The organism is Ruegeria sp. BHSA163 (assembly GCF_059613365.1).
The window spans coordinates 77,622-103,773 of the sequence record NZ_JBXWSJ010000006.1 but is presented as its reverse complement, the minus strand read 5'-3'; the positions used below and the strand labels follow the sequence as shown (position 1 = coordinate 103,773).

General features: G+C 51.1%; 26 protein-coding genes. 9 read left to right on the top strand and 17 right to left on the bottom strand.

Annotation, left to right across the window (positions count from 1 at the left end):
* Positions 1 to 99: 99 nt before the first annotated feature.
* Positions 100 to 1,299: a cytochrome-c peroxidase gene (locus AC2FNV_RS05000; RefSeq protein ID WP_170606690.1), complete on the bottom strand. Its 1,200-nt coding sequence runs from the start codon at positions 1,297 to 1,299 to the stop codon at positions 100 to 102.
* A gap of 87 nt (positions 1,300 to 1,386) precedes the next feature.
* Here AC2FNV_RS05000 and AC2FNV_RS04995 point away from each other — a divergent pair, with 87 nt between their 5' ends.
* Complete coding sequence (locus AC2FNV_RS04995) at positions 1,387 to 1,857, top strand: tetratricopeptide repeat protein (RefSeq protein ID WP_170480204.1); 471 nt, start codon at positions 1,387 to 1,389, stop codon at positions 1,855 to 1,857.
* A gap of 34 nt (positions 1,858 to 1,891) precedes the next feature.
* On the opposite strand, the gene AC2FNV_RS04990 is transcribed toward AC2FNV_RS04995, so the two are convergent.
* From AC2FNV_RS04990 to AC2FNV_RS04965, 6 genes are read right to left on the bottom strand one after another with little or no spacing between them, the layout of a single operon-like run.
* Positions 1,892 to 2,953 carry a TRAP transporter substrate-binding protein gene (locus AC2FNV_RS04990; RefSeq protein WP_170480206.1) on the bottom strand — a complete coding sequence of 354 codons (1,062 nt, stop codon included), beginning with the start codon at positions 2,951 to 2,953 and terminating at the stop codon, positions 1,892 to 1,894.
* 24 nt (positions 2,954 to 2,977) lie between these two features.
* Complete coding sequence (locus AC2FNV_RS04985) at positions 2,978 to 4,267, bottom strand: TRAP transporter large permease (RefSeq protein ID WP_170606692.1); 1,290 nt, start codon at positions 4,265 to 4,267, stop codon at positions 2,978 to 2,980.
* A complete protein-coding gene (locus tag AC2FNV_RS04980; RefSeq protein WP_170606694.1) occupies positions 4,268 to 4,855 on the bottom strand; it encodes a TRAP transporter small permease in 588 nt (195 codons plus the stop codon).
* Positions 4,856 to 4,907: 52 nt separating this feature from the next.
* Positions 4,908 to 5,423: a flavin reductase family protein gene (locus AC2FNV_RS04975; protein WP_437436821.1), complete on the bottom strand. Its 516-nt coding sequence runs from the start codon at positions 5,421 to 5,423 to the stop codon at positions 4,908 to 4,910.
* Positions 5,423 to 6,313 carry an aldo/keto reductase gene (locus tag AC2FNV_RS04970; protein WP_170606698.1) on the bottom strand — a complete coding sequence of 297 codons (891 nt, stop codon included), beginning with the start codon at positions 6,311 to 6,313 and terminating at the stop codon, positions 5,423 to 5,425. Before AC2FNV_RS04970 ends, AC2FNV_RS04975 begins: the two co-directional genes overlap by 1 nt.
* The gene (locus tag AC2FNV_RS04965) at positions 6,313 to 7,467 is read right to left on the bottom strand and encodes an LLM class flavin-dependent oxidoreductase (protein ID WP_170606700.1); all 1,155 of its coding nucleotides are present in this window, start codon (positions 7,465 to 7,467) and stop codon (positions 6,313 to 6,315) included. Before AC2FNV_RS04965 ends, AC2FNV_RS04970 begins: the two co-directional genes overlap by 1 nt.
* Before the next feature lie 106 nt (positions 7,468 to 7,573).
* On the opposite strand from AC2FNV_RS04965, the gene AC2FNV_RS04960 reads away from it, so the two are divergent.
* The 4 genes from AC2FNV_RS04960 to AC2FNV_RS04945 all read left to right on the top strand — a co-directional run bounded on the left by AC2FNV_RS04960 (position 7,574) and on the right by AC2FNV_RS04945 (position 11,000).
* On the top strand, positions 7,574 to 8,284 hold the full coding sequence (locus tag AC2FNV_RS04960) for a GntR family transcriptional regulator (protein WP_170606702.1): 711 nt from the start codon (positions 7,574 to 7,576) through the stop codon (positions 8,282 to 8,284).
* 19 nt (positions 8,285 to 8,303) lie between these two features.
* Positions 8,304 to 9,404 carry a Gfo/Idh/MocA family protein gene (locus tag AC2FNV_RS04955; RefSeq protein WP_170480218.1) on the top strand — a complete coding sequence of 367 codons (1,101 nt, stop codon included), beginning with the start codon at positions 8,304 to 8,306 and terminating at the stop codon, positions 9,402 to 9,404.
* A gap of 172 nt (positions 9,405 to 9,576) precedes the next feature.
* Complete coding sequence (locus AC2FNV_RS04950; RefSeq protein ID WP_170480220.1) at positions 9,577 to 9,945, top strand: group I truncated hemoglobin; 369 nt, start codon at positions 9,577 to 9,579, stop codon at positions 9,943 to 9,945.
* A complete protein-coding gene (locus AC2FNV_RS04945) occupies positions 9,942 to 11,000 on the top strand; it encodes an adenylate/guanylate cyclase domain-containing protein (protein WP_170480222.1) in 1,059 nt (352 codons plus the stop codon). Before AC2FNV_RS04950 ends, AC2FNV_RS04945 begins: the two co-directional genes overlap by 4 nt.
* Positions 11,001 to 11,005: 5 nt before the next feature.
* On the opposite strand, the gene AC2FNV_RS04940 is transcribed toward AC2FNV_RS04945, so the two are convergent.
* The 9 genes from AC2FNV_RS04940 to guaA form a co-directional block, all read right to left on the bottom strand.
* Complete coding sequence (locus AC2FNV_RS04940) at positions 11,006 to 11,620, bottom strand: TetR/AcrR family transcriptional regulator (protein ID WP_170606703.1); 615 nt, start codon at positions 11,618 to 11,620, stop codon at positions 11,006 to 11,008.
* Between the two features lie 696 nt (positions 11,621 to 12,316).
* Positions 12,317 to 13,186: a polyphosphate kinase 2 gene (gene ppk2, locus AC2FNV_RS04935; RefSeq protein WP_170480226.1), complete on the bottom strand. Its 870-nt coding sequence runs from the start codon at positions 13,184 to 13,186 to the stop codon at positions 12,317 to 12,319.
* A gap of 49 nt (positions 13,187 to 13,235) precedes the next feature.
* Complete coding sequence (locus tag AC2FNV_RS04930) at positions 13,236 to 14,189, bottom strand: alpha/beta fold hydrolase (RefSeq protein WP_496772578.1); 954 nt, start codon at positions 14,187 to 14,189, stop codon at positions 13,236 to 13,238.
* Positions 14,179 to 15,096: a homoserine O-acetyltransferase MetA gene (gene metA / locus AC2FNV_RS04925; protein WP_170606705.1), complete on the bottom strand. Its 918-nt coding sequence runs from the start codon at positions 15,094 to 15,096 to the stop codon at positions 14,179 to 14,181. The genes AC2FNV_RS04930 and metA overlap by 11 nt, the downstream gene beginning before the upstream one ends.
* A gap of 44 nt (positions 15,097 to 15,140) precedes the next feature.
* Positions 15,141 to 16,007, bottom strand: coding sequence for an ATPase (locus AC2FNV_RS04920; RefSeq protein ID WP_496772576.1), 867 nt, complete (start codon positions 16,005 to 16,007; stop codon positions 15,141 to 15,143).
* A 49-nt stretch (positions 16,008 to 16,056) separates the two neighbouring features.
* Positions 16,057 to 16,941: a DMT family transporter gene (locus AC2FNV_RS04915; RefSeq protein ID WP_367648160.1), complete on the bottom strand. Its 885-nt coding sequence runs from the start codon at positions 16,939 to 16,941 to the stop codon at positions 16,057 to 16,059.
* A gap of 115 nt (positions 16,942 to 17,056) precedes the next feature.
* Positions 17,057 to 18,274: an OmpP1/FadL family transporter gene (locus tag AC2FNV_RS04910; RefSeq protein WP_170606709.1), complete on the bottom strand. Its 1,218-nt coding sequence runs from the start codon at positions 18,272 to 18,274 to the stop codon at positions 17,057 to 17,059.
* Positions 18,275 to 18,393: 119 nt separating this feature from the next.
* The gene (locus AC2FNV_RS04905) at positions 18,394 to 19,296 is read right to left on the bottom strand and encodes a DMT family transporter (RefSeq protein ID WP_170606711.1); all 903 of its coding nucleotides are present in this window, start codon (positions 19,294 to 19,296) and stop codon (positions 18,394 to 18,396) included.
* A 94-nt stretch (positions 19,297 to 19,390) separates the two neighbouring features.
* A complete protein-coding gene (gene guaA / locus AC2FNV_RS04900) occupies positions 19,391 to 20,950 on the bottom strand; it encodes a glutamine-hydrolyzing GMP synthase (RefSeq protein WP_170606712.1) in 1,560 nt (519 codons plus the stop codon).
* Between the two features lie 93 nt (positions 20,951 to 21,043).
* On the opposite strand from guaA, the gene AC2FNV_RS04895 reads away from it, so the two are divergent.
* Entirely contained in the window at positions 21,044 to 21,502 is a 459-nt protein-coding gene (locus AC2FNV_RS04895) for a GNAT family N-acetyltransferase (RefSeq protein ID WP_170606714.1), read from the top strand.
* A 116-nt stretch (positions 21,503 to 21,618) separates the two neighbouring features.
* Entirely contained in the window at positions 21,619 to 23,163 is a 1,545-nt protein-coding gene (locus AC2FNV_RS04890) for a trimethylamine methyltransferase family protein (protein WP_170606716.1), read from the top strand.
* Here AC2FNV_RS04890 and AC2FNV_RS04885 read toward each other — a convergent pair whose 3' ends face one another.
* A complete protein-coding gene (locus tag AC2FNV_RS04885) occupies positions 23,164 to 23,556 on the bottom strand; it encodes a DUF6477 family protein (RefSeq protein WP_496772572.1) in 393 nt (130 codons plus the stop codon).
* 145 nt (positions 23,557 to 23,701) lie between these two features.
* Between AC2FNV_RS04885 and AC2FNV_RS04880 the strand changes: the two genes are divergently transcribed.
* Entirely contained in the window at positions 23,702 to 24,808 is a 1,107-nt protein-coding gene (locus AC2FNV_RS04880; protein WP_170606718.1) for a DUF6456 domain-containing protein, read from the top strand.
* 60 nt (positions 24,809 to 24,868) lie between these two features.
* Positions 24,869 to 25,792, top strand: a complete 924-nt coding sequence (locus AC2FNV_RS04875) for a hydrogen peroxide-inducible genes activator (RefSeq protein ID WP_496772569.1) — start codon at positions 24,869 to 24,871, stop codon at positions 25,790 to 25,792.
* Positions 25,793 to 26,152 lie beyond the last annotated feature (360 nt).

Genomic DNA, 26,152 nt, shown 5'->3' with positions numbered 1-26,152 from the left:
AAAAATCTTTGGCAATGAGCGAATTGAGTTTCCCATTCGATACTGAGTCAATGGTGAGCCCATTTAACAGTGTGCGAGCAACGGGTCTTTTAACTTAAGCTACGGCTGAAACCCGTCCGGAACTCCAAATGGCGGTTCTTCGACACTGGTACCAGTCAATGCGTACAAAAAGGCCACTAAATTGCCGATTTCTTCGTCTGACAAGGTTACTGGACGAATGTCGACTGTCGATCGAACACGCTGCATTTCTAACTTGTCCTGCCAAATTATGAAATCTGCGCCTTGCAACCAAGGCACGGGCGGCAGGTTAGCGTCGTATTCAGCCCAATTTTCAAAGCTGACTGCTGGATCGAGATGGTGCCTGACGACGCTCTCCAAGTCGGGGAAGGCACCGTTGTGACCGTAAGGTGCGGTTAAAGCTACATTGCGAAGCATCGGTGTGCGAAAGCGATAGGCATCTTCCAACCTGTTGCTTTCCCCCATGCGACCAACATCGCGGGCGTATGGATCCCATTGCCGCGTCCTACCCGGACCGAAAGGTGGAATGCTTAACGCATGAAACTTTTGGTCCGACATTAAGGGGCCGGAGTGGCAGGTTGCGCACTTGGCTTTACTATAAAACAGGTCCATCCCTTTTTTTTGCTTTGGCGACAAAGCTGTGGTGTCACCGGAAAGGTACTGATCCAAGGGGCTGTCGGTGCTGCGCCATTCGAGCGCCATAAAAGCAGCAAGTGCGTTCACAACCTGAACAATCGTTATTTCATTGGGTGTGTCTACATCATCAAACGCTTCAACGATGGCTTTCCCGTAAAGCGGATCCGTTCGAACGCGTTTTGCAATGATAGGCCAGCCTTTGTCGATTCTGTCATGAACAGCACCTGTAACTTCGTTTTCAGCAACATTTCCGGCCATTTCAAACTGTGCAGTCAGAGGAAACAAAGCCTGTGCTGCGAGCAGCGAATTCAGTCCTTCCGGCAGCCATTCTTGCGCAGGTGAGTTGAAGCCGTTTCCGTAAACATCAGAATGGCTGAGGCGTCCGTCATGAAACAGAGTATGAATTTCCTTTGCGCCAAGGTTCCATAAACCAGGCGAGTTTCGCGGTATGCGTTTGCGAATTTTATGCCGGCCTTTTCCAGGTGTGCGTTCCGGTCCAAGTCCTTCGCCGCCCTCTCCGATGCCAAGAGATAACCCGTCGGAAGTGCCAAAGTCGGGGTGATGGCAATGGGCGCAGGAGATATTTTGATTTCCAGATAAAACCGGATCGTAAAAAAGCTGATGACCGACGGCAGCCTGTTTCATATCAAAGGGGATGAAATCTTCATCTGTCAGCGGCCGAGGTAGCTCTTGTGACGTTGCTGGTACAGCGAACAGGAAAGCAAAACACAAATGCGTCAGTACATTTTTGCCTTTTGTCTTATTGCAACGCCGACGCTGGCTGAACTTGAGGGCGCGCGTGACTTGATGGAAGCCGGAGAGTTTGAAGCCGCCCGAGACGAACTGATGCCAGCTGCGCGCTCGGGTAATGCCGAAGCGGAAGAATTGATTGGCGTGATGTATGGTTTGGGGCTTGGAGTGGAACAGGACTATGAACGAGCTTTTGAATGGTATTTGCGGGCTTCTATGAAAGGACATCCGGGTGCGCAATCGGGCATCGGCTGGTATTACGAGTTGGGGCTCGGTATGCCCGCGCCAGATCTTGTACGCGCCTACATGTGGTACACGCTCAGCGCTATCGGTGGCGATCCCGACGCAGCGATCAGCCTTGAAGAAATAGTCAAGAAAATGACGCCAGAGCAGATCGAACGAGCTCATATTCTAGTAAACGACTACAAAGGGTGGATGTACCCGTTTCGATAGCGGGGCCGGACTGTAACAGCCCGACCCCGGTAGGTCAGTTCAGGTCTGCATCGCGCGATGCGTTGACCTCCGCCTCGGCTGCAGCCACAGCCTCGGTCAGAGCTGAAAACACCTCATCTCCGCGGCCCACGTTAGACTGGAACCATTCGTAGACGGGCGTAGCCGCCTCTTTGAAGGCTGCTTTCTGCTCAGGGGTCGGAACGTACAGATCACCTCCGCCAGCTACGAAATCCTCGTATGCTTGAATGGATTTACGTTTTGGCGATGCAAAAGTAGCCTGCTGCAACGCATAAAATCCATCAACTACGACGCGTCGCATGTCTTCTGGAAGTTCCTGGAACTTCGCGTTGTTCATCCACCAGAGAGCGCCCATATAGGCATGACCATCAAGCGTGACGTATTGAAGCCCTGCATCAGGGAACTTCATTCCCATGATGTCAGTAATACCGTTCTTGGAACCTTCGACGACACCTGTTTGAAAGCTGGTGAACAGCTCTGGCCACGGGATAGGTGTTGGTGAAGCGCCCAAAGCCTTTACCAGCTCCTGCGGAAGGTCCGCTACCACGGTGCGGATCTTCAGACCTTCCATATCTGCTGGCTCTGCGATCCGGCGCTGAGTGTTGGCAAAGTTGCGCCAGCCGCCAGTATTTCCGATTGTCATCAAGCGGATCGCGCCGCCGGAGTCTTCCAATGCCATATCGCGCATTTTGCGGGTGAAATCACCAGATAGAACGTGTTCGGCAATCCGGTCATCGGCCATCAGATAGGGCAAGTCCAGAACCTGAACGTACGGGAAAATACCGGATGCACCACCAGACGTCGAAATGTATATATCGATTGTTCCGTCAGCGACACCTTGCAGACATTCCGCGCCATTCGAACAAAGCTGAGTACCAATGAAGAGTTCGACTTCGATCGCACCGTTCGAGGCGGCCTCAACATAGTTTTTGAAAACGATCAATCCGTCATAGTCTTCATCGTTTTCATTTGAATTCGCCGTCGCGCGCAGTGTGTAATCTGCAGCCGCAGCTGCAATGGCGGATGCTGCAACCAGCGAAGTGGCCACCGCGGCCGATTTAATGAATCTTCTGAGCATGCGTTTCCTCCCTGTGATACTCAGTTAGTTAGCAAATCCCGTTATTCTCGGGATCGTCATTGAGATTGCCGGAACATAAGTAATCAAAAAGATCACTATGATTTCAACAGCCAGAAACGGCAGAATGGCCTTTGCGATGGTTTCGACTTTTTCGCGCGAAACAGCGGCAGCGACGAAAAGGACTAAACCCATGGGTGGCGTAGCCAGACCGACGGTCAAGTTAACGCTCATGATAATGGCAAAGTGGATAGGGTCTACACCGAGACTGGTAAAAATTGGTGCCAAGATCGGGCCGAGAATAATAATCGCTGGACCAGCGTCCAAAAACATACCCACGATGAACAACAATAGGTTGATCAGGAACAGCAGAATAAGCGGGTTTTCCGACAGGCTGAGGATAAGCTGGGCCAATTGTTCTGGTGCATGGCTTAGGCTCACTACGGTTTTGAAAGCCATCGCCGCACCAACAAGCAACAATACAACAGCGGAAGTCAGACCCGCATTGCTAAGGATTTCGGGGACTTCTTTGAGCGTAAGGGTGCGTAAAACGAAAAAACCGATCAAAAATGCATAACCAACGGCAACAGCGGCGGCCTCCGTCGGGGTAAATATGCCGCCCAAGATACCGCCAAGAATGATTACTGGAGTCAACAAAGGGAAAAACGCTTTAAGGCTTGCCTGACGACGCTCGCCCCATGTGTATTTGCGGCTTGCAACTGGGAAGTCATAACGGTCGGCCATTACCTTGATCATCAGCATCAAACCGACACCCACCATTACGCCAGGTACGATTCCTGCTAAGAAAAGGGCGGCAACACTTTCGCCCATGACATACGCGTAGATGATCATGATGCCCGAAGGCGGAATAATCGGTCCGATTACTGAGCTGGCCGCTGTAATTGCAGCAGCAAAACGGCGGGTATACCCCTGTTTTTCCATAGCGGGAATCAGCATTGATCCCAGCGCCGAGGTATCTGCGACGGCCGACCCAGAAAGACCTGCAAAAAGAATGGAACTGAGAACGTTTACATGCGCCAGTCCACCACGTAGATGCCCCATCAGTGCTTGACTGAATTCAACGAGGCGTATGGTGATCCCACCTCGATTCATAAGCTCTCCGGCGAGCATAAAGAAAGGGATCGCCATAAGGGGAAAGCTGTCCATACCGTTGTAAACATTTCGATACAGCAGCGTGATGTCGTTGGTTTGGCCGTTTAACCACAACAAAATTCCCGGCGCAGCCAGAAGGGCAAAAAAGACCGGCAGACCGATCATCAAAAAGACCAAGAATGTCGGAAGGAACCAGATAAGCATTTATTCAGCTCCTACTGGGGCGTCGGCGATTTCAGGCAACATGTCACCGCCACCCAACAGTGTGATTACCGCCCGCAGGATAAGTTCAATGTTGACTGCGATCAGAAGGATAACACCAACCAACAGTGAGGCCATCATCCAGCTGCGTGGAATTCGGTACCATTCGTCAAATCCAATTGACGTCGGAAGATACAGTGCTGCGGTCGCGAATTTGCCACCAAAACCGGTGACTTCGGACCATCCTATATTTACGGCAACCAGCAAGACTACCAGGGAAACGACAAGCAAGAAGATGTTCAGCAATTGTCCGAAAACTCGAGGCAGCATTTGCGGAACCATGTCGATCGCTACAAATCCGCCACGACGGAACGCAGTTGGCGCCATCAGACCTGTCATCCACAGCATGCAAAATCGCGCAGCTTCATCCGGCCAGGGCAGGGCGTTACCTAGAACGTATCGAAAAAACACCTGAATCAGAATTGCTATGACCATAACGGCCATCGCAACGACCCCAACCGCACGGCCCAATCGCAGCGCGGTTTCATTTACATACGCGATCGGTGCAAGGACCGATGTTAATCCGCTCATGCGGATCCTCCCTTATTTGGTCACAGGTTAAACCCCGCAACACTTACCGCGCTTATTGGTGCGCGAATTGGCCGAGTTTCCCGGCGTAGAAGGTCAGGGCGTCTCCGTCCGCCATGCTGGCCCTAAGAACCTTCCCTATTACAATAACGTGGTCACCCGCGTCGTGATACGCATGCCGTTCGCATTCGAATCTTGCCAGACAACCTGTCAGTAAAGGTGTGCCATTTTCACAGCGATTGTGTTCAATCGCTTTCAATGCAAACGCATCTTTAGAGCAGCCATAGCACAGCTCTGCCTGTTTCGACGATAAAACGTGAACGCTGAAGTGTTGCGCTTTACGAAAATACCGAAACCTTCGTGAGTTTCTGTCTCCCGCCCACATGATTAAAGCCGGGTCCAATGATAGTGAGGAAAAGCTATTGGCCGTGATGCAAATCGGCCCGTCATCGCTGTCGCAGGTGACAACGGTTACTCCGGTTGCAAATCGACCAAATGCGTCCCGTAGGGTTCGGGTATCATCCTTCCGGGGAACAAAAGTGTGCGCCATGTTCGGGGTGATTGCGTTCATCATGGTACCTCATGGCCCAGCGCCGCCTCATACAGGCGGAACCAGGTTTCCCGATCCAGATCGACCTTAAGCGCGTCAGATATGCGCTTTATCCGATCCAGATTGTTGGTGCCGAGAACCGGCAGTATCTTTGCAGGATGGGCAAGCAAAAACGCAACCGCTACAGCAGCGCGGTCTACGTCGAACTCTTTCGCAATCTCGTCGGCAACGACCCCGACCGGCGGGTTGCCGGACATTAGCATGCCTCCACCCAGCGGCGACCAAGCCATGACAGGATGGCTATTTTGTTGATGAAATGCCAAATCCCCATTGGTGAACGGAGCGATTTCGCCCAAAGAAATCTCGATCTGGTTTGTGACCAGTTGCGATTTCATTGCGGATTGCAATAGGTTCCAATCCCAAGGCCGAAAATTCGACACACCAACTGCGCCGACCTTGCCACTGTTCACAACTTCGTCCAAAGCCGCCCCGGTTTCGTTGTGGTCCATAAAGGGGTCGGGGCGATGAATCAAAAGAAGATCGATATGGTCGGTGGCCATTTCCGAAAGAGAATTATCCACCGACTTCAGAATATGCTGCCTTGACGTGTCATAGTATTTGACTTTGACATCTGAATACCGCCCGCACGGAGCAACGATATCGCACTTGGTCACAATCTCCATTTGCTGACGTAGGCGAGGGTTGGCGCGTAAAGCGTTCCCCAAAACGGCCTCGGCACCATAATCGCCATAAATATCCGCTTGGTCGAAAGTCGTGATGCCTTGATCCAGACAGGACTGAATCTTGGCTTCGACGTGAGAGGCAGAGGTGTCATTATCATCACCCAGCCGCCACATGCCGTAGACAAGACGGCTCATCTCAAGCGTTTCGGATAATTTAACGCGTTGCATTAGCGACGGACTCCATTGCCTAACGGGGTAGCAGGGGTTTCAGTAGGAACTCTTCCATAAGCTTCTGGAAGAGAGCAGGTTTTGAGGTTTGGCATAACGCGGGTGCCAAAATGCCGCGCCTCATCCAAATGAGGATACCCCGAAAAGATAAAGGCGCGGATCCCCATCTTTTGGTATTCCTCGATCTTTGTCATCACCTGATCGGTGGATCCTACCAGAGCAGCACCGCAGCCTGAGCGTGCCCGGCCAACGCCGGTCCACAGGCCAGGTTCAATATAGCCATATTGGTCCGCCAGATCACGGTTTTTGGATTGATGTGAGACGCCCAGCGAAGTCGCATCCAATGCCCGCTCACGAATGGCACGGCCATATTCGTCGTCAAGTTTCGACACGATAAATTCGGCGTATTCCTGAGCCTCTGCTTCTGAATCGCGAACAATCATGTGAACACGCAGGCCGTAATCCAGTGTGCGACCGCACTCATCGGCCACGGCATGAACCGCTTTCATCCGCTCAGCCAATTGATCTTTGGTCTCTGGCCACATCAGGTACACATCGCAATGTTCACCGCACAACTGCAAAGCAGGAGGCGAATAGCCGCCAAAGTACAGCAGTGGCCCATCGATTTGGTAGGGGCGTGCTGGATCAGTGGTCAGTCCGGAAAAATTATAAACCTCGCCCTGATGATTGATCTCGTCTCGCGTCCAGGCCTGCTTAAGTATTTCGACTACCTCGCGTGACCGCTGATAGCGATAGGCGCTTTCAGCTTTTTCGCCCGGAAAGTCAGAGGAGATAATGTTGACGGTCAATCGTCCTTTGAGCATGTGATCAAGTGTTGCAACCGTTCGCGCAAGCATTATCGGCTGCATCTCACCACAACGTACAGCCGCTAAAAGGTTGATCCGATCAGTTATGGGCGCGCAGCCCGCAACAAAACTCAACGTGTCTTGGCCGACTTGATAGGATGACGGGCACAGAATATTTCGGAAGCCTTGAGCTTCTGCCTCTTTCACAATGCTCGAGCAATGTTCCCAACTTGACCGCAAATTACCGTCGGGTACGCCGAGAAATTGATAGTCATCTGAACATAGCGCAGCAAACCATGATACCTCAGCCGCATCCAGATCAGGGGATGTGATTGGGACGATTGTCATTTGGTTGGGCTCCGAGATGTTTTTTGCATTTACTCTTGCGTAGCAATCACTTTGATGTAGATCAATAGTGTATCAATTTTTCCTGCGACCGAGTGAAGCGCCCCTCGTGACACAAGCTGACAGAAATCCGAATGCCCTTCCGATTTATATCCAGATCGCAGAACTGCTGATCAGGGATATAACTGCTGGGCGTTTGATAAAAGGAGAGCGTCTACCGCCGGAACGCGATATGGCTGCGGATATGAATGTATCGGTAGGTACATTGCGAAAATCGCTGGCCGAGCTTGAAAAAAAAGGCATGTTGGAGCGTATTCAGGGCTCCGGAAACTATGTATGCGAGACCGGAACACATAACAGCGTCTACGCGATGTTCCGCTTGGAGCTGCCCGAGGGCGGAGGGTTGCCAAGTGCCGATATTCTTTCCGTCGATCATCTTGTAAAGCCTGCCGATCTAGGAGATTTCGGGGAATCGGACCGTGGCTCACGAGTACGCAGGATTCGCTATCTCAATGACACAATTATTGCTCTCGAGGAGATCTGGCTGGACGAATCAGTTGGACTCATTGATGAGCAGCTGCTGTCAGACTCGCTCTACCGTTACTATCAACACCAACTTGGGTTCTGGATTGCCCGGGCTGAGGATCGAGTGACGATTGGATCGCTGCCTGATTGGACGCCAGCCGAATTCACAAAGCCTGCTGGACACATTGTGGGTTACATCGAACGGTTCAGTTGGTCTGAAAAGGCCGAACCTGTCGAGTTCTCAAAAACTTGGTTTGACCCAGATCGAGCAGCATACGTGCAACGTCTTAAGTAAATAGAATGAGGGATATCGCATGACCCGGACCATAAATTACGGGCTGATCGGATGCGGAATGATGGGGCAAGAGCACCTACACAATATAGCATTGCTTGAGGGTACGCGCGTGTCGGCCATATATGAGCCTGACACTGACATGGCTGATATTGCGCGGCGGATTTCGCCGGGCTCAAGGTTGGTGGCATCGATAACCGATTTGTTGTCAGTAGAGGATTTGGATTGCCTTGTGATAGCAAGCCCAAACCACTTGCACGTTCACCAGATTGTTGAAATCGCCAAAGTCCGCCCTTTACCGTTGCTGGTTGAGAAACCTTTGTTCACAAACCCTGCGGACGCTGATCGATTGCTGGAGATCGAAAAAACATATCCGCATCCGATTTGGGTAGCGATGGAGTATCGGTACATGCCGCCCATTTCAGCCCTAATCGCCGAAGCCAAGGATGCTTTGGGCGGGATCAAAATGCTATCGATCCGAGAACACCGCTTTCCGTTTTTGGACAAAATCGCCAACTGGAACCGATTCAACCGCAATACGGGGGGTACATTTGTCGAAAAATGTTGCCATTTCTTCGACCTCATGCGGCTAATTCTAAATTCTGACCCCGTTCGAATTTATGCCAGCGGAGGGCAGGCAGTTAATCATTTAGATGAAGAGTATGACGGTGAAACGCCCGATATTTTAGACCACGGTTACGTAATCGTCGATTTTTCCTCGGGTGCCCGCGCTATGCTTGAATTATGCATGTTCGCGGAAGGATCTGAATACCAAGAGGAAATCGCCGCTGTAAGCGCCCAAGGAAAGATTGAGGCGTTGGTTCCCGGTCCGGCTAGATTTTGGCCCGATCATCTTGGTGTGCCGCCAGTTCCAAAACTTGTCGTCAGCCCGCGAAAGCCAAAGGGACCAATTTCCAAGGATATACCTGTGGATCCGCGCCTCTTGGCTGCGGGGGATCACAATGGCTCAACTTATTTTCAGCATCAGGGCTTTCTTGAGTTGGTGCGCGGGCACCGGACCGTTCCGGATGTTACTTTGAACGATGGTATCTGGGCAGTTCAAATGGGAATTGCCGCGCAAGAAGCACTTCAAGAAGGCAAAGCCATACATTTCAATCGTTAAGAGCTACTGACGTGTTTTAGAACGGTCGACAACGGTAAATTCGTTCAGTGTTTCGACGCTTGTCTGCGGTCGCCTGCAACAGCAAAGGCCTAGTGTTCGTAAAACCGTTAACAAAACTGTCAAGTTGATATAACCTCAAGTTGTTGTTGAAACTTGTGAACCGGTTAGCGTTGTGAGTCAGTCGATCTATGAAAAATACGGCGGGTTCAAAGCCATAAGCCGTATAGTGATAACTTTCTACGAAATGGCCCTGGACTCCGAAGAGATTGGGTTTCATTTCGAAAATATTGATTTGCCAAGACTAATCGACCACCAAACGAAGTTTGTATCTTCGCTGGTAGGAGGACCAGCGTCGTTCAGCGATGACCGGATCGAGGCGGTACACCGACATCTCAATATCTCGCACGCGCATTTCGACGAAATGTCTGCGTTGTTCAGAGAAGCCCTAGAAATGCATGGTATGGCCGAAGAGGATGTTAATCTTGCCATAGACGCAATTGAGGAAAAGCGCTCCATCATCGTTACGCGGAACGCCGCATGAGTATACTAGCCATAAATGAGCAGTTGCTGCGAGCTATTGGAGTGGGCGTCGCTGTTGTTCGCGCCTCGGACCTAAGTTTTGTTTTTCACAATGGCCCCTTTGCAGAGTGGTTTGGCTCGCCGGAACCAGGCCAGTCTCTGCTGGACGTGCTACCGGGTCTTGACCCCAAGGAATTGGACGATGTCAAACAATCCGGGCTTCGTTACTCTGTCGAGTTGCAGATCAAACCGCGACGCCGAACGTTGATTTTTGCAACCGCGGTCTCATTGGCAAACGGTCTGGAAGAACAAGTGCTTGTCGTAGAATGTCAAAATATCACGAGGATACGTGAGTTGGAGAGCATGATTGACAGCTATTCAACTATGGTCGAGCGCAATACTCGTGAACTGGAGCGTGAAAAGGAAAGGGTTGAGCGCCTTCTACTGAATTTGATGCCCCGCGCCGTTTACGAAGAGTTCAAGACATTTGGCGTAGTTACGCCACAGTTGTTCGATCAGGTTTCGGTCGTAATGCTGGACTTCGTTGGGTTCACGGATTTTGCTGCCAAAACCGATCCCACTGTCACGCTAAGCGAATTGAACGATATATTCACTGCATTCGACCGTATCGTTGAGCAGTTCGGCTGCGAAAGGATAAAGACCATCGGCGACGCCTATCTGGCAGTGTCGGGAATGCCTGATGAAACACCAGATCACGCCACGGCAGTCGCCCACTGTGCGGTCAGATTTCTGCGGTACTTAGAACGGCGAAATGAAAGCCATCCGCACAAGTGGCAGGCCCGTATCGGGTTGGGTATGGGCGCCGCCGTAGGCTCGGTCGTAGGAATTCAGAAATACGTTTATGACGTTTTTGGCCCTGCAGTGAACATAGCTTCCAGATTGCAAGTATTCGCAAACCCGATGAACATCGTTGCGCCCGCAGAAATGAAATACGCATTGATTGATGAGTTTCAAATAACAGATTTGGGCCCTGTAAATATAAAAGGTATGGGGCAGATGGATTTGATTAATGTCACGTCTCGTCTATCAACACCAAAACCCAGCCGGGCATTCTGAGATTTTTAGTCATCAGGGGCGACCAGACCCAATCCCCGAAGATAAATACCAATTCCAGATTCCAGCAAATCTTCTGGGGGAAAGGGCGATGTTGCTCCTGTGTTTCGGGCGTAAAGTTCAACCACTCCGTGGCTCATCGCCCAAATGTGTGCGCTAAACATAGAGGCGGGGGGGCGCTTTTCCGGCGGGATATGCTGCGATAGATCCTCGGCGGCTTTTTCTAATACGCTCTTTGCTCGGTTGGCGGCCAAAGCCAATTCCGGCGTACGGTTCAGTGATATGCCGCTTTCGAACATCGCGATATAGTGTCCTGGATGCTTTCGAGCGAACGCCAGATAGGCGCGTCCGGTTGCCTCAAAAGCTGCTAAAGCCGATGGCTGACCCTTGTCATAAGCAAACTGCATAAGGTCCGCGAACATCTCGAAGCCTTGTCGTGCAGCCTCGGCAATCAAATCTTCTCGCCCGTGGAAATGCCGATAAACCGCAGCAGGGGTCACGCCGGCAGTCTTCGCAGCCTCAGATAAGGTGAACCCGGTCGGTCCTTTTTCCTCAATCAGAGAGAGAGCAGCCTCGATCAAAGCCTGTTTGAGGTTTCCGTGGTGATAGCCGCGTTTCGTCATCCCTGCCTCAGGCGAGTTTTCATTTATTATAATCAGAGGAAAACGAATAGAGTATCAAGACCGCTTCGTCCAACCGAGAGTGGGCAGTCGACGCGCCGCTGTTAAAGGCACTAAGACTTCAGCTGAATAATGAACTTTGTGAAATCCCCAAAGAAATTGAATTTTATGAAAGATTTAGTGGCCAATCTACAACGCAACGCCAAAAGCCAGTATGATCAACGATTATGTAAACGGCAATAATCGCTGACTAAGAGCGTTCAGGACCAACCTGGCGGCTATGCGAAGGTTTTTCGCTGTGTGATACCAGAACGGCACTTGGATTAGGGGCAAAGTGCAAATCGCAATGATCAAAGATTTATTTATGAAAACAAAACGTAATCGGATTTAGCTAATCAGCGAGCAATCATATTGGCAGGCAGAATTCAATCAATTATTCCCTTGAATCGATGCTACTTGGAACGTTCGCAACTGAGTATGGAAATGCAAATCGCTGTAATCAAAGCGGCAATCTGAATAAACAATGACAACCGCTTACTAGGTCAAAAAAAGATCGATTAGGCTCCGAAAAGCTTCAATGACTTGTTCAAGTGTCTGTCGAATTCGCGAAAGTTCAAAAAGCCACTTTTTAGAAACAATAGGCAATCTGCGGGCAGGTTGGGGCAAGGATTGGAAGTTTATCTGCGCACATTAGGTGTTTCATGCTTCCCAAATCTCCGGTCCACCACAGATTTTGGGGTCCGGAGAGCCAACGACGGCAGGATCTTTTTCATCGTAGTCCAGCGCCTGCAAAACCGTGCGGATAGCTGCAAGTCTGGCACGCTTTTTGTCGTCGGAACGTACAATGGTCCACGGGCAGAATTTACTGTGACTTCGAGTCAGGGTTTCCGATATCGATTCGGTATATTCCTCCCACTTGCTTAAACCTTCAATGTCAATTGGGCTCAGTTTCCATTGCTTTAAAGGGTCGGTTTCGCGCGCTAAAAAACGGTTTAACTGCTCGGCCCGGCCGACGTTTAGCCAAAACTTAAATAGAACAATACCGTCTGTTATTAACCCAGTTTCCAAAGGCAAAACCTGCCGAAAAAACCGTTCTCGTTGCTGTGAAGTACAGAAGCCGAAGACGTTTTCTACAACCCCGCGATTGTACCAGCTGCGATCAAAAAACACGATTTCCCCGCCTGAGGGCAGATGGGGAATATACCGTTGAAAGTACCATTGAGTACGTTCGGCATCCGAAGGTTTTCCGAGCGCCACGTTTCGCGCCCCTCGTGGGTTGAGATTTTCCCGGAACCTTTTGATTGTTCCGCCTTTCCCTGCTGCATCGCGACCTTCAAATATTATTGCGACACGTTGTTCGGTTTCTTTGACCCACGACTGCATTTTGACCAACTCGATCTGCAGTGCCTCCATCTGCTGATCGTAATCCTTGGTCTTCATTTTGTCTTCGTAGGGGTAGGTGGGGTTAACGATTTCGCCTTTCTTCGACGCTTCAATGGCTTTCCGAATGTCTTTTGGGGCGTCGTCGCGAAAGTACTTTTCGATAGCGCCTTTTTTGGCACGGGTCATGGGCCACCTCGCAATAATATCCATACTCCACTATGGATTAGGGAGCGTTCTAACGCAAACCTGCCCGGTCTGCCGCTCTATCTATAGCCGCTGCAACTTCAGGGGCTGCAACGACTTGAGGCATGTGACCAATTCCCTCTAATTCAATTAACTCTGCCCCGGGTATCTGTTCGATCAGGCGGTCGGAATGCCAGCCTAGCCCAACAGTAGCGTCCGCAGTGCCGTGGACAATTTCAGTTGGCACATTGATCTCTTTGTAGCGGGGTTGAAGTTCTGTCACCTCAGCCAGCAAGTTTGCGCGTTGTTTGGCATTTGCGTGCATAGACGCACGTCGCGAAGTTAGACCCGGGCCGAAATGATCTGCATAACCATCTGGTGCAATTTGAGGGGCAAAAACCTTGTCCAATGCCTGAGCCACATACCAATCAGGCACGAAAGCTGTAATCAGCGGGAGGACTAATGTGCGACCTGCAGCCGTCGCTCCGATAGTGTTGAAAGCATCCAGCGGCGTCTCCCACGGAATGGCCGCTGGCGCTATCAATACAAGCCCGGAGAGATTGTTGGGACGTGTGACCGCCCACGCCAAGGCCACTGATCCACCATAACTTTGCCCCGCGACTATTGGCTTCTCTGCCCCAAGTAATTCCGCAGCCTTTTGAAGGATTTTCGCTTGTTCAACAATGGTTTCCCCGTCGGGATTAAAGCTTTCAGAGTACCCCAATCCGGGACGATCAAAAACAATTACTCGATAAGAACCGGCCAGTATCGGCGCAAGCGCAAACGTCATGTCACGGGTGTTTCCACTGGAACCGTGGATCAACACGACATCAGGACCTTTACCTGAGACGACGGCGTGGATCGCATTTCCATCAACGTCCAGAATTTGCCCTTCCGGTGGATAGGTTGCTTCGGCAATCGCTTCGCGTGAGGCAGATCGCCAAACAACAGCCCCAGCCACTAACGAAAGGGCAAGGCACAAGGTTATCAGAAACTTAGCGACCAATCTTTTCCAAATCAAAAGGTGTGGACTGGTATATTTCGTTGATCCAATTACCGTACAACAAGTGTGCGTGACTTCGCCACCGATTTTGTGGAGTCTGGTGCGTGTCGTCATTCGGATAATAGTTAATCGGAACGTTTATTGGCGTACCGTTGGCGATGTCCCGGTCATATTCTTGCTTGAGCGTATCGCTGTCATATTCAAAATGGTTGAAAATATAGAGCGCGCGATGCGCTGTATCCTCAACCAAGCAAGGACCCACCTCGTCGCTTCCCAGTAGGGTTCTTAGACCTTTGGCAGCGTCGATTTCGTCTTGCTTCATTTCCGTCCAACGGCTCACTGGAATCACACAATCATCAGAAAAGCCTCGTAAAAACGGCGAAGCAGGGTCCAGGTTGCGGTGCCGAAAGCAGCCAAAGGCTTTGTCGTTCAGCAAATGTTTTTTGACATCGTGAAAATGATTAATCATCGCCATGCCGCCCCAACACACGCCAAAGGTCGAGTGAACATTTGACTGCGTCCATTCGAATACTTCACCCAGTTCATTCCAATACGTCACATCTTGAAATTCAAGGTGTTCTATGGGGGCGCCAGTGATGATCAGGCCGTCAAACTTTTGGCTCTTTACGTCCTGAAAAGGTTGATAGAACTCCGCCATGTGTTCGGCTGCAGTGGTCTTTGTTTGGTGTTCAGTCATCCGGATCAAAGACAATTCGATCTGCAAGGGTGTGGCTCCAATTAGACGAGCGAATTGGTTCTCGGTTTGAATTTTTTTGGGCATAAGGTTCAGTAACCCAATGCGAAGTGGGCGAATATCCTGTCGCGCTGCGAGATCCTCGGACATGACCATTACGCCCTCTTTGGTGAGGACATCGAAAGCGGGCAAGTCTGATGGTATCTTTATAGGCATGAGATAACGCTATTTGTGCTCAATACGAAATCTGAAACTTAGGCTCAGGAGTTGATGTTCTCAAGGGTGCGTTCAATCAACTCGTCGAAGTCGCTCCCATCGCGAATTTTGTTCACGTCGTCTGCAGTAACCGTGATGCCCCAGTTTGCAGCCATAGCCTCGTATCTAGGCTGCCGATGAGCCAAAGCTTGTGCATAGGTCCAGCGAATAAACTCATTTGGGTTCACGTTATTATCTCTGAGATCGTATTGCTGAAGGTATTCCGCCCAAACCCGGGCTAGGAACTCGGCTTGATAAGACATTGGTTTTGGCGCCTTGTCGAACCGTTTGATTAACTCAGCGGTGTGTGCCTCGTCGCCCTGAATCCAAATCATCAATGTGTGTCGCGAAAGTTCGGATAAAATTTGGTCATTCGGGTCGTTTGGGTCCACCCATTCGCAAATCGAACCACCGGTATCGCAAATGAAATTTGGGTATTGATACAGTCGCTTCGCGCGATCGATGAAGTATTCAGTATCCAGCAAAGCGTGTATTTCAGCCAGACGGAATTGTTCTTGCCGCCGACGATACTCGTCGATTCCGAGGCCACCAAGATCGGGATTGCCAGGTTTTCCCAGATATGTCGACACCGGGGTCAGATTGTTGAATGAAATGTTGGATCCAATAAAAATGGAGTCTGATAAAAGCAGTTCCCGTAGAAACGGGACCTTCATCGCCTCGGCCTTGGCGTTGTCAGTTATATATTCTCCCATGTAGCGGGTTCCGATACGGTAGTCGATCGAGTAGTGAAACCAATCACCTTCATCCCTTAGGATGTTCGAAACATGGGTTTTTCCCAATCCGGACATGCCGAAAAACAGCACTTTCTTTCGCGCTGCATTACGCCATTCCCTCGCTGAGTTGTAAATCATGTGTCGTCATCCGTTGTTTAGACCTAGCTAAATCGGGCAGGGGATGGCGTCAATCTCGTCTGCCGGATCGGTTCAAAATTAACAAGCCAACGGCCAGTACCGCGAAACCAATATAGGCGCTTGTCGGCGTGCGTTCATCGCGAACAATGGCGCCAAGTATTATTGCTATTGGCGGGATGATAAGCGTCACAAGCATCAGGTTTCCGCTGCCTGCCATCGCAAGGACGCGATAATATAAAAGATACGCACCAGCCGTCGCCACTATAGAATAGTAGGCAATTGCTGCCAATGTTTGCCACGGCAAAATCATCGAGGGCATTCCATCCACGGCCAATGTAATCGGAAACATGATCAGAGCAGAGGCTGTCAACATCCCCGCCGCCGCAACTTGCGGTTCCAGATGGCCAAGGTTTAGGCGTGCCCAGACGGAGGCCAATGCATAACAGAGTGTTCCGGCGAGAATAGCGAACTGCCCTAGGTTGTTGGCACTCAGTGAATCAAAGTTTCGCAAGCCTACAGCGATCGAGACACCAAAAAAGCCAATACTTATTCCGATAATACGGGATTTACTTAAACGCTCGTCAGAAAAGAACAAAGCAGCCAGCAACACGCCAAAGATCGCAGTGGCAGCGTTCAGGATCGAGGTCAAACCGGTTTCGACGTACAGCTGTCCCCACGACATAAGCGAAAATGGCAAGACATTGTTTAAAAGTCCCATGACGAAAAATGCCCCCCACAAGCGCGGGTCGCGAGGGACGGGCAGGCGCTTGAACACAATATACGCCCATAAAACCAAGGTTGCCCAAAATACCCGATGAAACACTGAAGTCATCACTGGGATCGTGTCCAACGCAATACGAATTGCTAGAAACGAAGCACCCCAAATCAAACCTAGGAGAGCTAGTTCTGACCACGCGCGTGGCGAAAGGGACATTTGATTGGTCATAACCTTGTTTGACACGCTAGAACCGATCAAGCGATCCGTTTCTTGCGGCAAAATTCAAGCCCCGCCGATCCGGCGAGGCTTACAAACTTTTCAGGGCTTCAGATTAATTCAAGGCATAGGTTACTTGCAGTCCGACACTCCACGCGCTGTTGCCTTCGAAAGTAGCCCGGTTGCCGGGGCCTGTGCCGTTTGCAGTTGCATCTCCAATATCTGTGTAGCGAACGCCACCCGAGATTTTTGCATTTTCGATGGAGTATGTGCCACCCAAACCGATGCTCCAGAACCCATCAGTCGGACCGAGGTTCGAAACCGAGTTCCCCTGAGACGACTCGTATCCAAGAGTTACCGCACCCGAGAATTCATTGGTAAACTGATAACCCAGTCCCAGAGAGTAGGTCCAAGTAGCATCTTCGTAATCTACCAAATTAATTCCGGTCAGACTTGTGTAAACTGGCGGCGCATAGACAGTCTGCGGCCAGTCAACCCACCGAATAGAGCCGAAAAGCAGAGTCTTTGGAGCAACGCCAGTCTGGAAGTCCAAATTTACCGACTGCGGTGTCACGACCTCTGAAGAAGTGTCCGCACTGATCCTGCTGGCTGCAGGACCAAGCGGAGTAAGGCCAATTACGTCTCGCGCTTCAGTTTGAGACAGATCATGGGTAATCTTCGAGTTATACGTCAAGGCGACCCGCGCCGCGATTTCAGGTTTCTCCCAAGCAACTCCAAGAACGTAGCCGAAATCAATTTCCGCGTCGGTTTCAGTTCGATATCCGCCTTGGGGGGGCGTAACACCTGCGCCGGCAATGGGTACAGAAACACTTGCCTTCAAGCGCTGTGCTCGGACACCACCGATAACGCTGAAGCCACCGTCAAATTTGTATCTTAACAAAGCTGTTATTGCGTCGGTATCAGCTTCTGCCCGTAGGACATCGGTTGTCGCTCCTGGAATTCCAACCAAACCCAAAACATTCTGAGATAAGGGGTAGTCTGACGAATAGTCGATATCCGCGCCAAATGGCTGGTCGTAGATCAGAGCAAAATCCAGTTCTTCGGTCAGGGCAGTTTTATACGCCAAATGCGGCGACCAAAAACTATTGGACACGTTGCCAGAGTCGATCGTTTGACCAAATGTTGGGCTGGCTGGGATCAGATCTTGCATCGATCCAGATACGTCTGGTTTGGTGTAGCCTAGACGAAGCTGCACAGCTGACCCTTCCTCAAAAAGGATGTTCACACCCTGACCGCTTCGATCAAGACCGCCGGCCTGTACAGTGGTCGCGCCAACACATACCGCGCACGCTTGAAACAGCGTCTTCTTCATTATTCTCTCCCTTGCACTGTCTGCTCGCCTACGATGTGCACCTTTTTGCGCACACCCGGCTTTGTTACCGGGATGTTACTTTCTTAAACCTTAATTAGTCGTCAACTGATGACCGAACGTTACTTTGTTGGAGTACCACTCCGAACTGTTGCCGTTTGGCTACGATTTTCGGAGTGAACATTCAAAAAGATGCCTGCGAATATGACCATGGCCCCTAAAAGCGTCCAATAGTCCAAAGGTTCCCTATACAGAATCATCCCTACGATCGCGATCGTAGGCAGGCGAGCAAAATCAAACGGCACAACGACCGTCGCAGGGGCAATCGCGAGAGCATTTGTGATACAATAATGTGCAAGCAAACCGGCCAGGCCAACTAAAAGCAAAAATGGCGCAGTACCAGCGTTGGGCATGGTGATCTGACCATCAATTCCAGCTGCCAATAACCCCAGTCCGGCTTGCATCACCGTCAGCCAGAACATGATGCACCCTATACTTGCGAAACGGGTTAAATACTTCGTGGAAATAGTTGTAAGAGCAAAGAAAATAGCAGACATCGCTGCAGCGATCATACCAACATTTATGGGTACAGCACCGGGGCGCGTAACAATCAGAATCCCGGTAAACCCGATGAGTGCGGAGATCACTCGCAATGTTGTCAGCCTCTCTTTCAACAGAAGCGGAGAAAGAAGAATGACCCAAATCGGTTGCGTGAACTCCAGCGCAAATACCTGCGCCAATGGGACTACGCTCACTGCGTAAAACCAAAGGTTCTGACCGGTGAAGTGCACTACGTTTCGAATGCCATGCAGCCCAATTCGATGGGTCGAAACCTGGTGCCATTTACGGGTCAATGTCAGGATTGCCGCCACCACGCAGATGCCAACAAGGCTGCGGTAGAACATTATTTCAAACGTATCATGCGTAGTGCTCAACTCGCGACCTGCAACGGCCATCGACGAGAAGGAAGCGATGGCGCCCGTCATCCATAGGGCAGCCTTACCGACCTGCACCTTTTCGTTCATAAAGCTTCTCGCGAACTTAGTTCTTTAACAATCGGAAACTATTAAGGTTTCTCCGGAGCGTCAAATAACAAGCGAAGGTAAATTTCCAAATACTTCACTCCCACTCAATTGTGCCGGGAGGTTTAGAAGTAATGTCATACGTGCAACGATTGATGCCCTTAACTTCATTGATGATGCGAGTTGCAGTCTCGCCAAGAAATTCATGGCTAAAAGGATAATAATCGGCGGTCATCCCATCAACTGACGTCACGGCACGAAGCGCGCACGCGTAATCGTATGTCCGTCCATCACCCATTACCCCAACGGTTCGCACAGGCAGAATCGCCACAAAAGCTTGCCAGATATCGTCATATAGCCCGTGTTTGCGAATCTGCTCGATAAAAACAGCGTCCGCTTCACGAAGGATATCCAATTTTTCGCGCGTAATCTCACCGGGGCAACGGATCGCAAGGCCCGGACCCGGAAAAGGGTGACGACCGATAAAGCTGGGCGGCAATCCCAACTCACGCCCCAAAGCCCTCACTTCGTCCTTGAATAGTTCGCGAAGAGGTTCGACCAACTTCAGACCCATTTTTTCTGGAAGGCCCCCGACATTGTGGTGCGACTTTATAGTAACCGAGGGCCCGCCAGAGAAGGATACAGATTCGATCACATCAGGATAAAGCGTGCCTTGGGCAAGGAACTCAGCACCTTCTATGGTATCTGCATGTTTCTGAAATACGTCGATAAATAGCTTGCCGATGATTTTACGTTTGGTTTCTGGGTCGCTTTGGCCGTCCAGCTCACCAAGGAAAAGCTCACTTTCATCGGCGTGGATCAGTTGAATGTTATAATTGTCCCGAAACATTCCGACGACCTCGGTAGCTTCGTTTTTCCGCAGCAAACCGTGATCAACGAAAACACAGGTCAACTGATCCCCGATAGCTTCGTGAATCAATATGGCTGCGACGGAACTGTCGACGCCGCCGGACAGGCCGCAAATGACCTTTTTATCTCCGACCTGCTGGCGGATCTTGTCGATCATCTGTTCACGATACGCGCCCATCGTCCAGTCGCCAGTAAACCCCGCCAGCTTTACAAAGTTCTCGTAAAGCTTTGCGCCTTTTGGTGTGTGGTGAACTTCGGGGTGGAACTGCACCGCGTAAAAATGCCTGTCGGTGTCGGCAGTTATCGCGAAGGGAGCATTCGGTGACGTGCCAAAAACTTGGAACCCCGGCGCGATTTCGCTGACATGATCGCCGTGACTCATCCAGACCTGTTCATCACCGCCCGCAAACCAGCCGGTTAGAATATCCAGCTTACCTTTTGGGGTGACAAAAGCCCGACCGAATTCGGCGGTTCCATGGCCACTTTCGACGCTGCCGCCCAATTGGTGCATCATCACTTGTTGGCCGTAGCAAATTCCCAAAATTGGAACGCCAAAGTCAAAAATTTCTTCTGGAACTCTTGGAGAACCCGCCCGGGTGACGCTGTCGGGCCCTCCCGAAAAGATAATCGCACGAGGCGCCATTTCACGTACGAATTCCATCGTGACGTTTTGGTAAGGGTGAATCTCGCAATAAACGTTCAGTTCGCGCAGACGACGAGCGATCAACTGCGTTACCTGGCTGCCGAAGTCGATGATCAGAAGGCGGTCATGAGTGTCTTGGGTCATGCTTGGCTATTAGGTCGCATACCTTGCTTGTGCAAGCGCAATGACGTCAAATGCCTTGCACCCTTGGTTTGGCAACGACAGGAGAACGAAAAAATGGCCGCTATCGAGTACCGGGCAGCTGTTCCTTCCGATTCTGGCGCTATACGTCTTTGCGTTGCCCGTGCCTACGCATCAGCGCTTGGCGCCATAGCCGATTTGCCGGACGTGACCAGCGGAATCGAGCAAGATATCAACAAGCACAACGTGACTGTCGCGGAAGTGGACGAACAAATCCTTGGGGTAATTATCTTCGATGAAGTTTCTGACGCCATAATGATATTCAACCTTGCCGTTGCTCCCGAGGGGCAGGGCCGTGGTATAGCGCGTCGCCTATTGGAAGTTGCTGAAACTACAGCACGCGATTGTAGTTTTTCATTGCTGAGACTTCGTACGCACAAGCTTATGCGAGACACGAGATCGATATACCGTCACCTTGGCTGGTTCGAAGTCGCCCAAACAGAGAATTCGGTACTACTGGAAAAACCAGTTGCAACGTTAGTTGCTGAGCAGTGATTTGCTGGGTCCTTACATGTCGCTTTTTCCCCGATTACGCCGTTATGAACCTTCGGCGTCGTGCAGTGATCTTGTAACAAACCAGGCAACAGTTACCAAATAGACGGGATAATCTCATGGCAGAGGCAAACACCCGCCGCAGGGCGAGAGGGGGCGGAGGCGCGGCCCGTCGAGCTGAACGGACCGCGGTTGTCATCGAAACCGCTAAGTACATTGAGCGCAACATACCCAATTTTGAAGTCCTAAACGATGAAGCGCTGGAAATAATCGAAAACAACGCGGAAACCGTACTAGAGGAAATCGGGGTAAATTTCGTTGACAACCCCGCTGCGTTGGATCGTTGGAGCGAGGCGGGTGCGGACATTGACGGCGAACGTGTCCGTATTCCGCGCGGGTTGGCGCGTCAGTTGATAAAGACAGCGCCCTCGCAATTCACTCAGCATGCCCGAAATCCAGAAAAATCTGTGGTGATCGGTGGGCGAAATTTGGTTCTTGCCCCGGTTTATGGGCCTCCGTTTGTGCGGGATGCGCAAGGTGGGCGGCGTTACGCGACCATGGACGATTTCAACAAGTTCGTGAAACTGGCCTACATGTCGAAATGGCTGCACCACTCCGGGGGGACAGTATGTGAGCCGACGGATGTGCCCGTGAACAAGCGCCATTTGGATATGCTGATGGCTCATATGACTTTGTCAGACAAACCCTTCATGGGATCAGTTACAGAGCCGAGCCGCGCGCAAGATTCGGTGGACATGTGCGAAATTCTGTTTGGAAAGGATTTTGTGCAGGAAAACACCGTGATGACGTCTCTTATTAACATCAATTCGCCAATGACTTTTGACGATGTGATGATGGGCGCGCTGGAGGTTTATGCCAAAAACAATCAGGCGTGCATCGTCTCTCCGTTTATTGTCGGAGGTGCAATGGCACCGGTTTCTGTGGCGGGAACCCTGACACAAGTTCTGGCCGAAGTTTTGGCAGGCGTTGCGTATAGTCAGCTTATCCGACCCGGAGCCCCGGTAATTTTTGGCGCTTTCGTTTCTTCAATCGACATGAACTCCGGTGCTCCGACATTCGGCACTCCGGAAGCGTCACTTGTGACATATGGGGCCGGCCAATTGGCAAGGCGGTTGGGCTTGCCGTATCGCTCTGCGGGTTCGTTCTGTGGGTCGAAATTGCCTGACGCGCAGGCTGCATATGAGACAGCTAACTCGTTGAACATGGGGCTGATGGCGGGCGTGAATTTTATGTTGCATTCCTGCGGTTGGCTGGAAGGCGGTTTGGTAGCTGACTTTGAAAAATTCGTGATGGACGCGGATCAACTGGGTGTGTTGCACGGTTTGGCTAAAGGCGTTGCCTATGACGATAACGCACTGGGTCTGGATGCCATACGCGAGGTAGGCCCGGGTGGTCACTATCTCGGCTGCGCCCACACGCAAGCCAACTTCCGCGATGCTTTCTGGAAATCCGAACTGCTGGACTACAAGCCGTTTGAAACCTGGGAAGAAGAAGGCAGCCGCGACACCCGCGTTTTGGCCTCGGCGCGTGTCGAGCATTTGTTAGCGAACTACAAACAACCGCAGCTTGATCCGGACATCAATTCCGCTTTGCAAGACTATGTGGGCGAAAAAAAGGCATCAATGCCGGATGCCTTTACCTAACTACTGAAGGCGATAGGCGCGGCTTGCTTGAAATAGTCGCGCCTCTCCAACTATTGCGATCATCAGATCTAAATGACGAACCAGTGAATAAGCTGAGTCATCCTTAAGGCGTTGTGCATTAACGTCACGCTCCAATTCCATAAGACGCATCAAAGCTGCCCCTGATCCAGGTAAGCTGCCGTAACCAAGAATGCGCTGCAGGTGCCGCTCACGCACGTATTCCTGAGCGCCCTCTTTTGCCGCTCGGGCCAGCAGGCGAGGGCGGTGGAGTGTCGAGATCGTTGTCATCAAGTCCTGCACTGTGTGTTCCTTTGCATTTGAGGTTGCACGGTGTTTGTACACAACCTGAGCAAGTGTTGCCTTGGACCCCGTCACGCCGGACGATGGTTTCACGAGTGTTTATCTTTTTAATTGAATTCTATCGTTCCCCGTCTGCGGTTAACGAACAAGTAACAAAAACGTACATATTTATAATTGGTTAACCATGAATCCAGCGGCGAGCAGTGGCAGTTTGTTAAATCGACAAAGGCTTAAATCTATGGAAAACACTCTGGCTTTCACCGTTCCAGCGTGGGTCCCTGAAGGGGCTCAACGTTATCTCGATCACACTGAGTCCGGCCGATCCATTCGTGATATTGCGCGGTCGGCAGGGTGCCATGCCTCGACCATTCTCAGGCAAATTCGTCGTATAGAAATGCGCCGGGATGATCCGTTGGTTGATGCGGCATTGCAATCGTTGGCTCGGACGCACTTTCCGCACGTTGATGGGGGTGACCAAATGGCCGGAAACGCTACGCGTCAAGCGGACTTTGAAGCTCCAGGAGATGATGAGTTTGAGCGAGAAGTGCTGCGAGTGCTGCGCAGGTTATGCGAGACAGGAGCGGTGCTTGCCGTGGCAGAGGACATGGAAAAGGCGGTCGTCGTGCGCGATGGAGGCTTCAGAAGTGCGACTAAAACCACGGTTGTCGACTGCAAAATCGCCCAAGCAATGGCCCTTAAAGATTGGATTTCATGCGATAAACCGGGGCGAATTTCGCGCTACAGAATCTCCACGTCAGGCCGTGCGGCGCTTAGCCACCTTATTGCCAAAACTGAAAACACAGCCCGAACCCGAAATGAATACGGAATGGGCGAGGCTCAATCTGCTTTCCAGCCATGTGCAGTGGATGAAAAAGATCGGATTAGTGAACGGACGCGACGAATACGCTACAACGCCGCCGAAAGTCCGTTGGTGGCATTGTCACGCAGACGCGATCGGAATGGCAAACCATTTCTTGATGAAACGTTAGTTGCTGCCGGAGAACGTCTGCGCGAGGATTTCGAGCTTTCGCAGATCGGTCCGCAGGTGGCCCAAAATTGGGACCGATATTTAACTGGAGGCGGGCGAGGCGGCTTCCAGCCTGACACTTTTTCCGGGCAAGGCGCATCTGCCGCGCGAGACCGGGTGGGTCGGGCCCTGTCGGATCTTGGGCCTGGCCTAAGTGACGTGGCTTTGCGCTGTTGCTGCTATTTGGAAGGGTTGGAACTTGCCGAAAAGCGAATGGGTTGGTCAGCACGGTCTGGCAAAATTGTCCTACGTATCGCACTGCAGCGACTTAAGCGACACTACGATGATCAAGCCGAACGGGACCGTCTAATCGGATAAAATCCCGCCATAAAAATAAGGCCTTCTTGCGAAAATGCCGAAAATTGATAGTCAGAGGTTATGAATTTTACTCTTAGGCAGTTGCTATATTTCCAAGCCGTCGCTGAACAGCGAAACTTTGGCAGAGCGGCGCAAGTCTGTAATGTTTCGCAACCGGCTTTATCCGTTCAGATCAAAGCACTGGAGGAGGCAATGGGCGGATCTCTGTTGGAGCGGCAGGCCCGCGACATCCTGCTTACCCCTCTAGGCCGAGATGTCCTTGAACGGGTACGTTCAATTCTTGAGGCGGCGGACCATTTGGAAAAGTTTGCTCATGATCACTCGGGCGGACACCGTTCTTTGTCGCTGGGTATAATACCGACGGTAGCCCCCTATTTGCTTCCGGGTGTACTGGCGGGGCTACGCGCGGGTGATGTCTCGTTGCGGGTGCAAATTCGAGAGGCCAGAACCGATGGATTAATATCAATGTTGCGTAACGGCGAGATTGACGCGGCTGTTCTGGCTCTGCCGTCAGGCGGCGTTGATTTGTACGAACAACCACTGTTCGAGGATCGGTTCCTATTGGCAGGCAGCGGCGAACGCGTACGCCGACTTGGCGTCAACCCAGATGCTGTACGACCGGTCGATCTCAAAGCTGCGCAGTTGATGTTACTTGAAGACGGTCATTGTTTAACCGATCAGGCGTTAGAGGTTTGCGGGCAGGATCGATCCAGCGGTCAAATCAATATGGGCGCGTCTTCACTGGCGACTTTATCACGGTTGGTAGCAGAGGGATTCGGGCTTACGCTGATGCCCGAGCTGGCGGCGCGATCTGAGACGGAAGCGGTTCCGGGCCTGCAACTACTCAGATTTGGATCTCCACAACCATCCAGAACAATTGGATTGGTCCGGCGCAACTCGACCGCCTCGGAAGAATGGTTTGATGGGCTGTCACACGTGGTGCAGCAGGTCTGTGAGAGGATTGTGAAGAACACACGTATATAGTTTCACGCCACACCCTCAATTATCACGCTGGAAATCCTTTGCATTGATCGCGTTCAACGCTTGATCTGTTCAGTTCTTCTCCGGAATACGTCTATACGCTGAAACCATGATTGCGTAATTGGAAATTCACAGAAACTATTGACGCCAAAAATCTGATTTTATTGGTTAACCTAATTTTGAGTGTGCTTCATTGTGATGCTTTATTTTCCGTTAGAGATAAAAGGTATTTCCGACTGATACAGTCAGGTGTGCGTGTCGAAAACAAATTCCTGGTGAATGCGCCGCGGCAGTGCGATGATAGTCGTGACTGTATAAAAGATTTCGAATGTGCATTCAGCGACTTAAGTTCCGAATCCACGC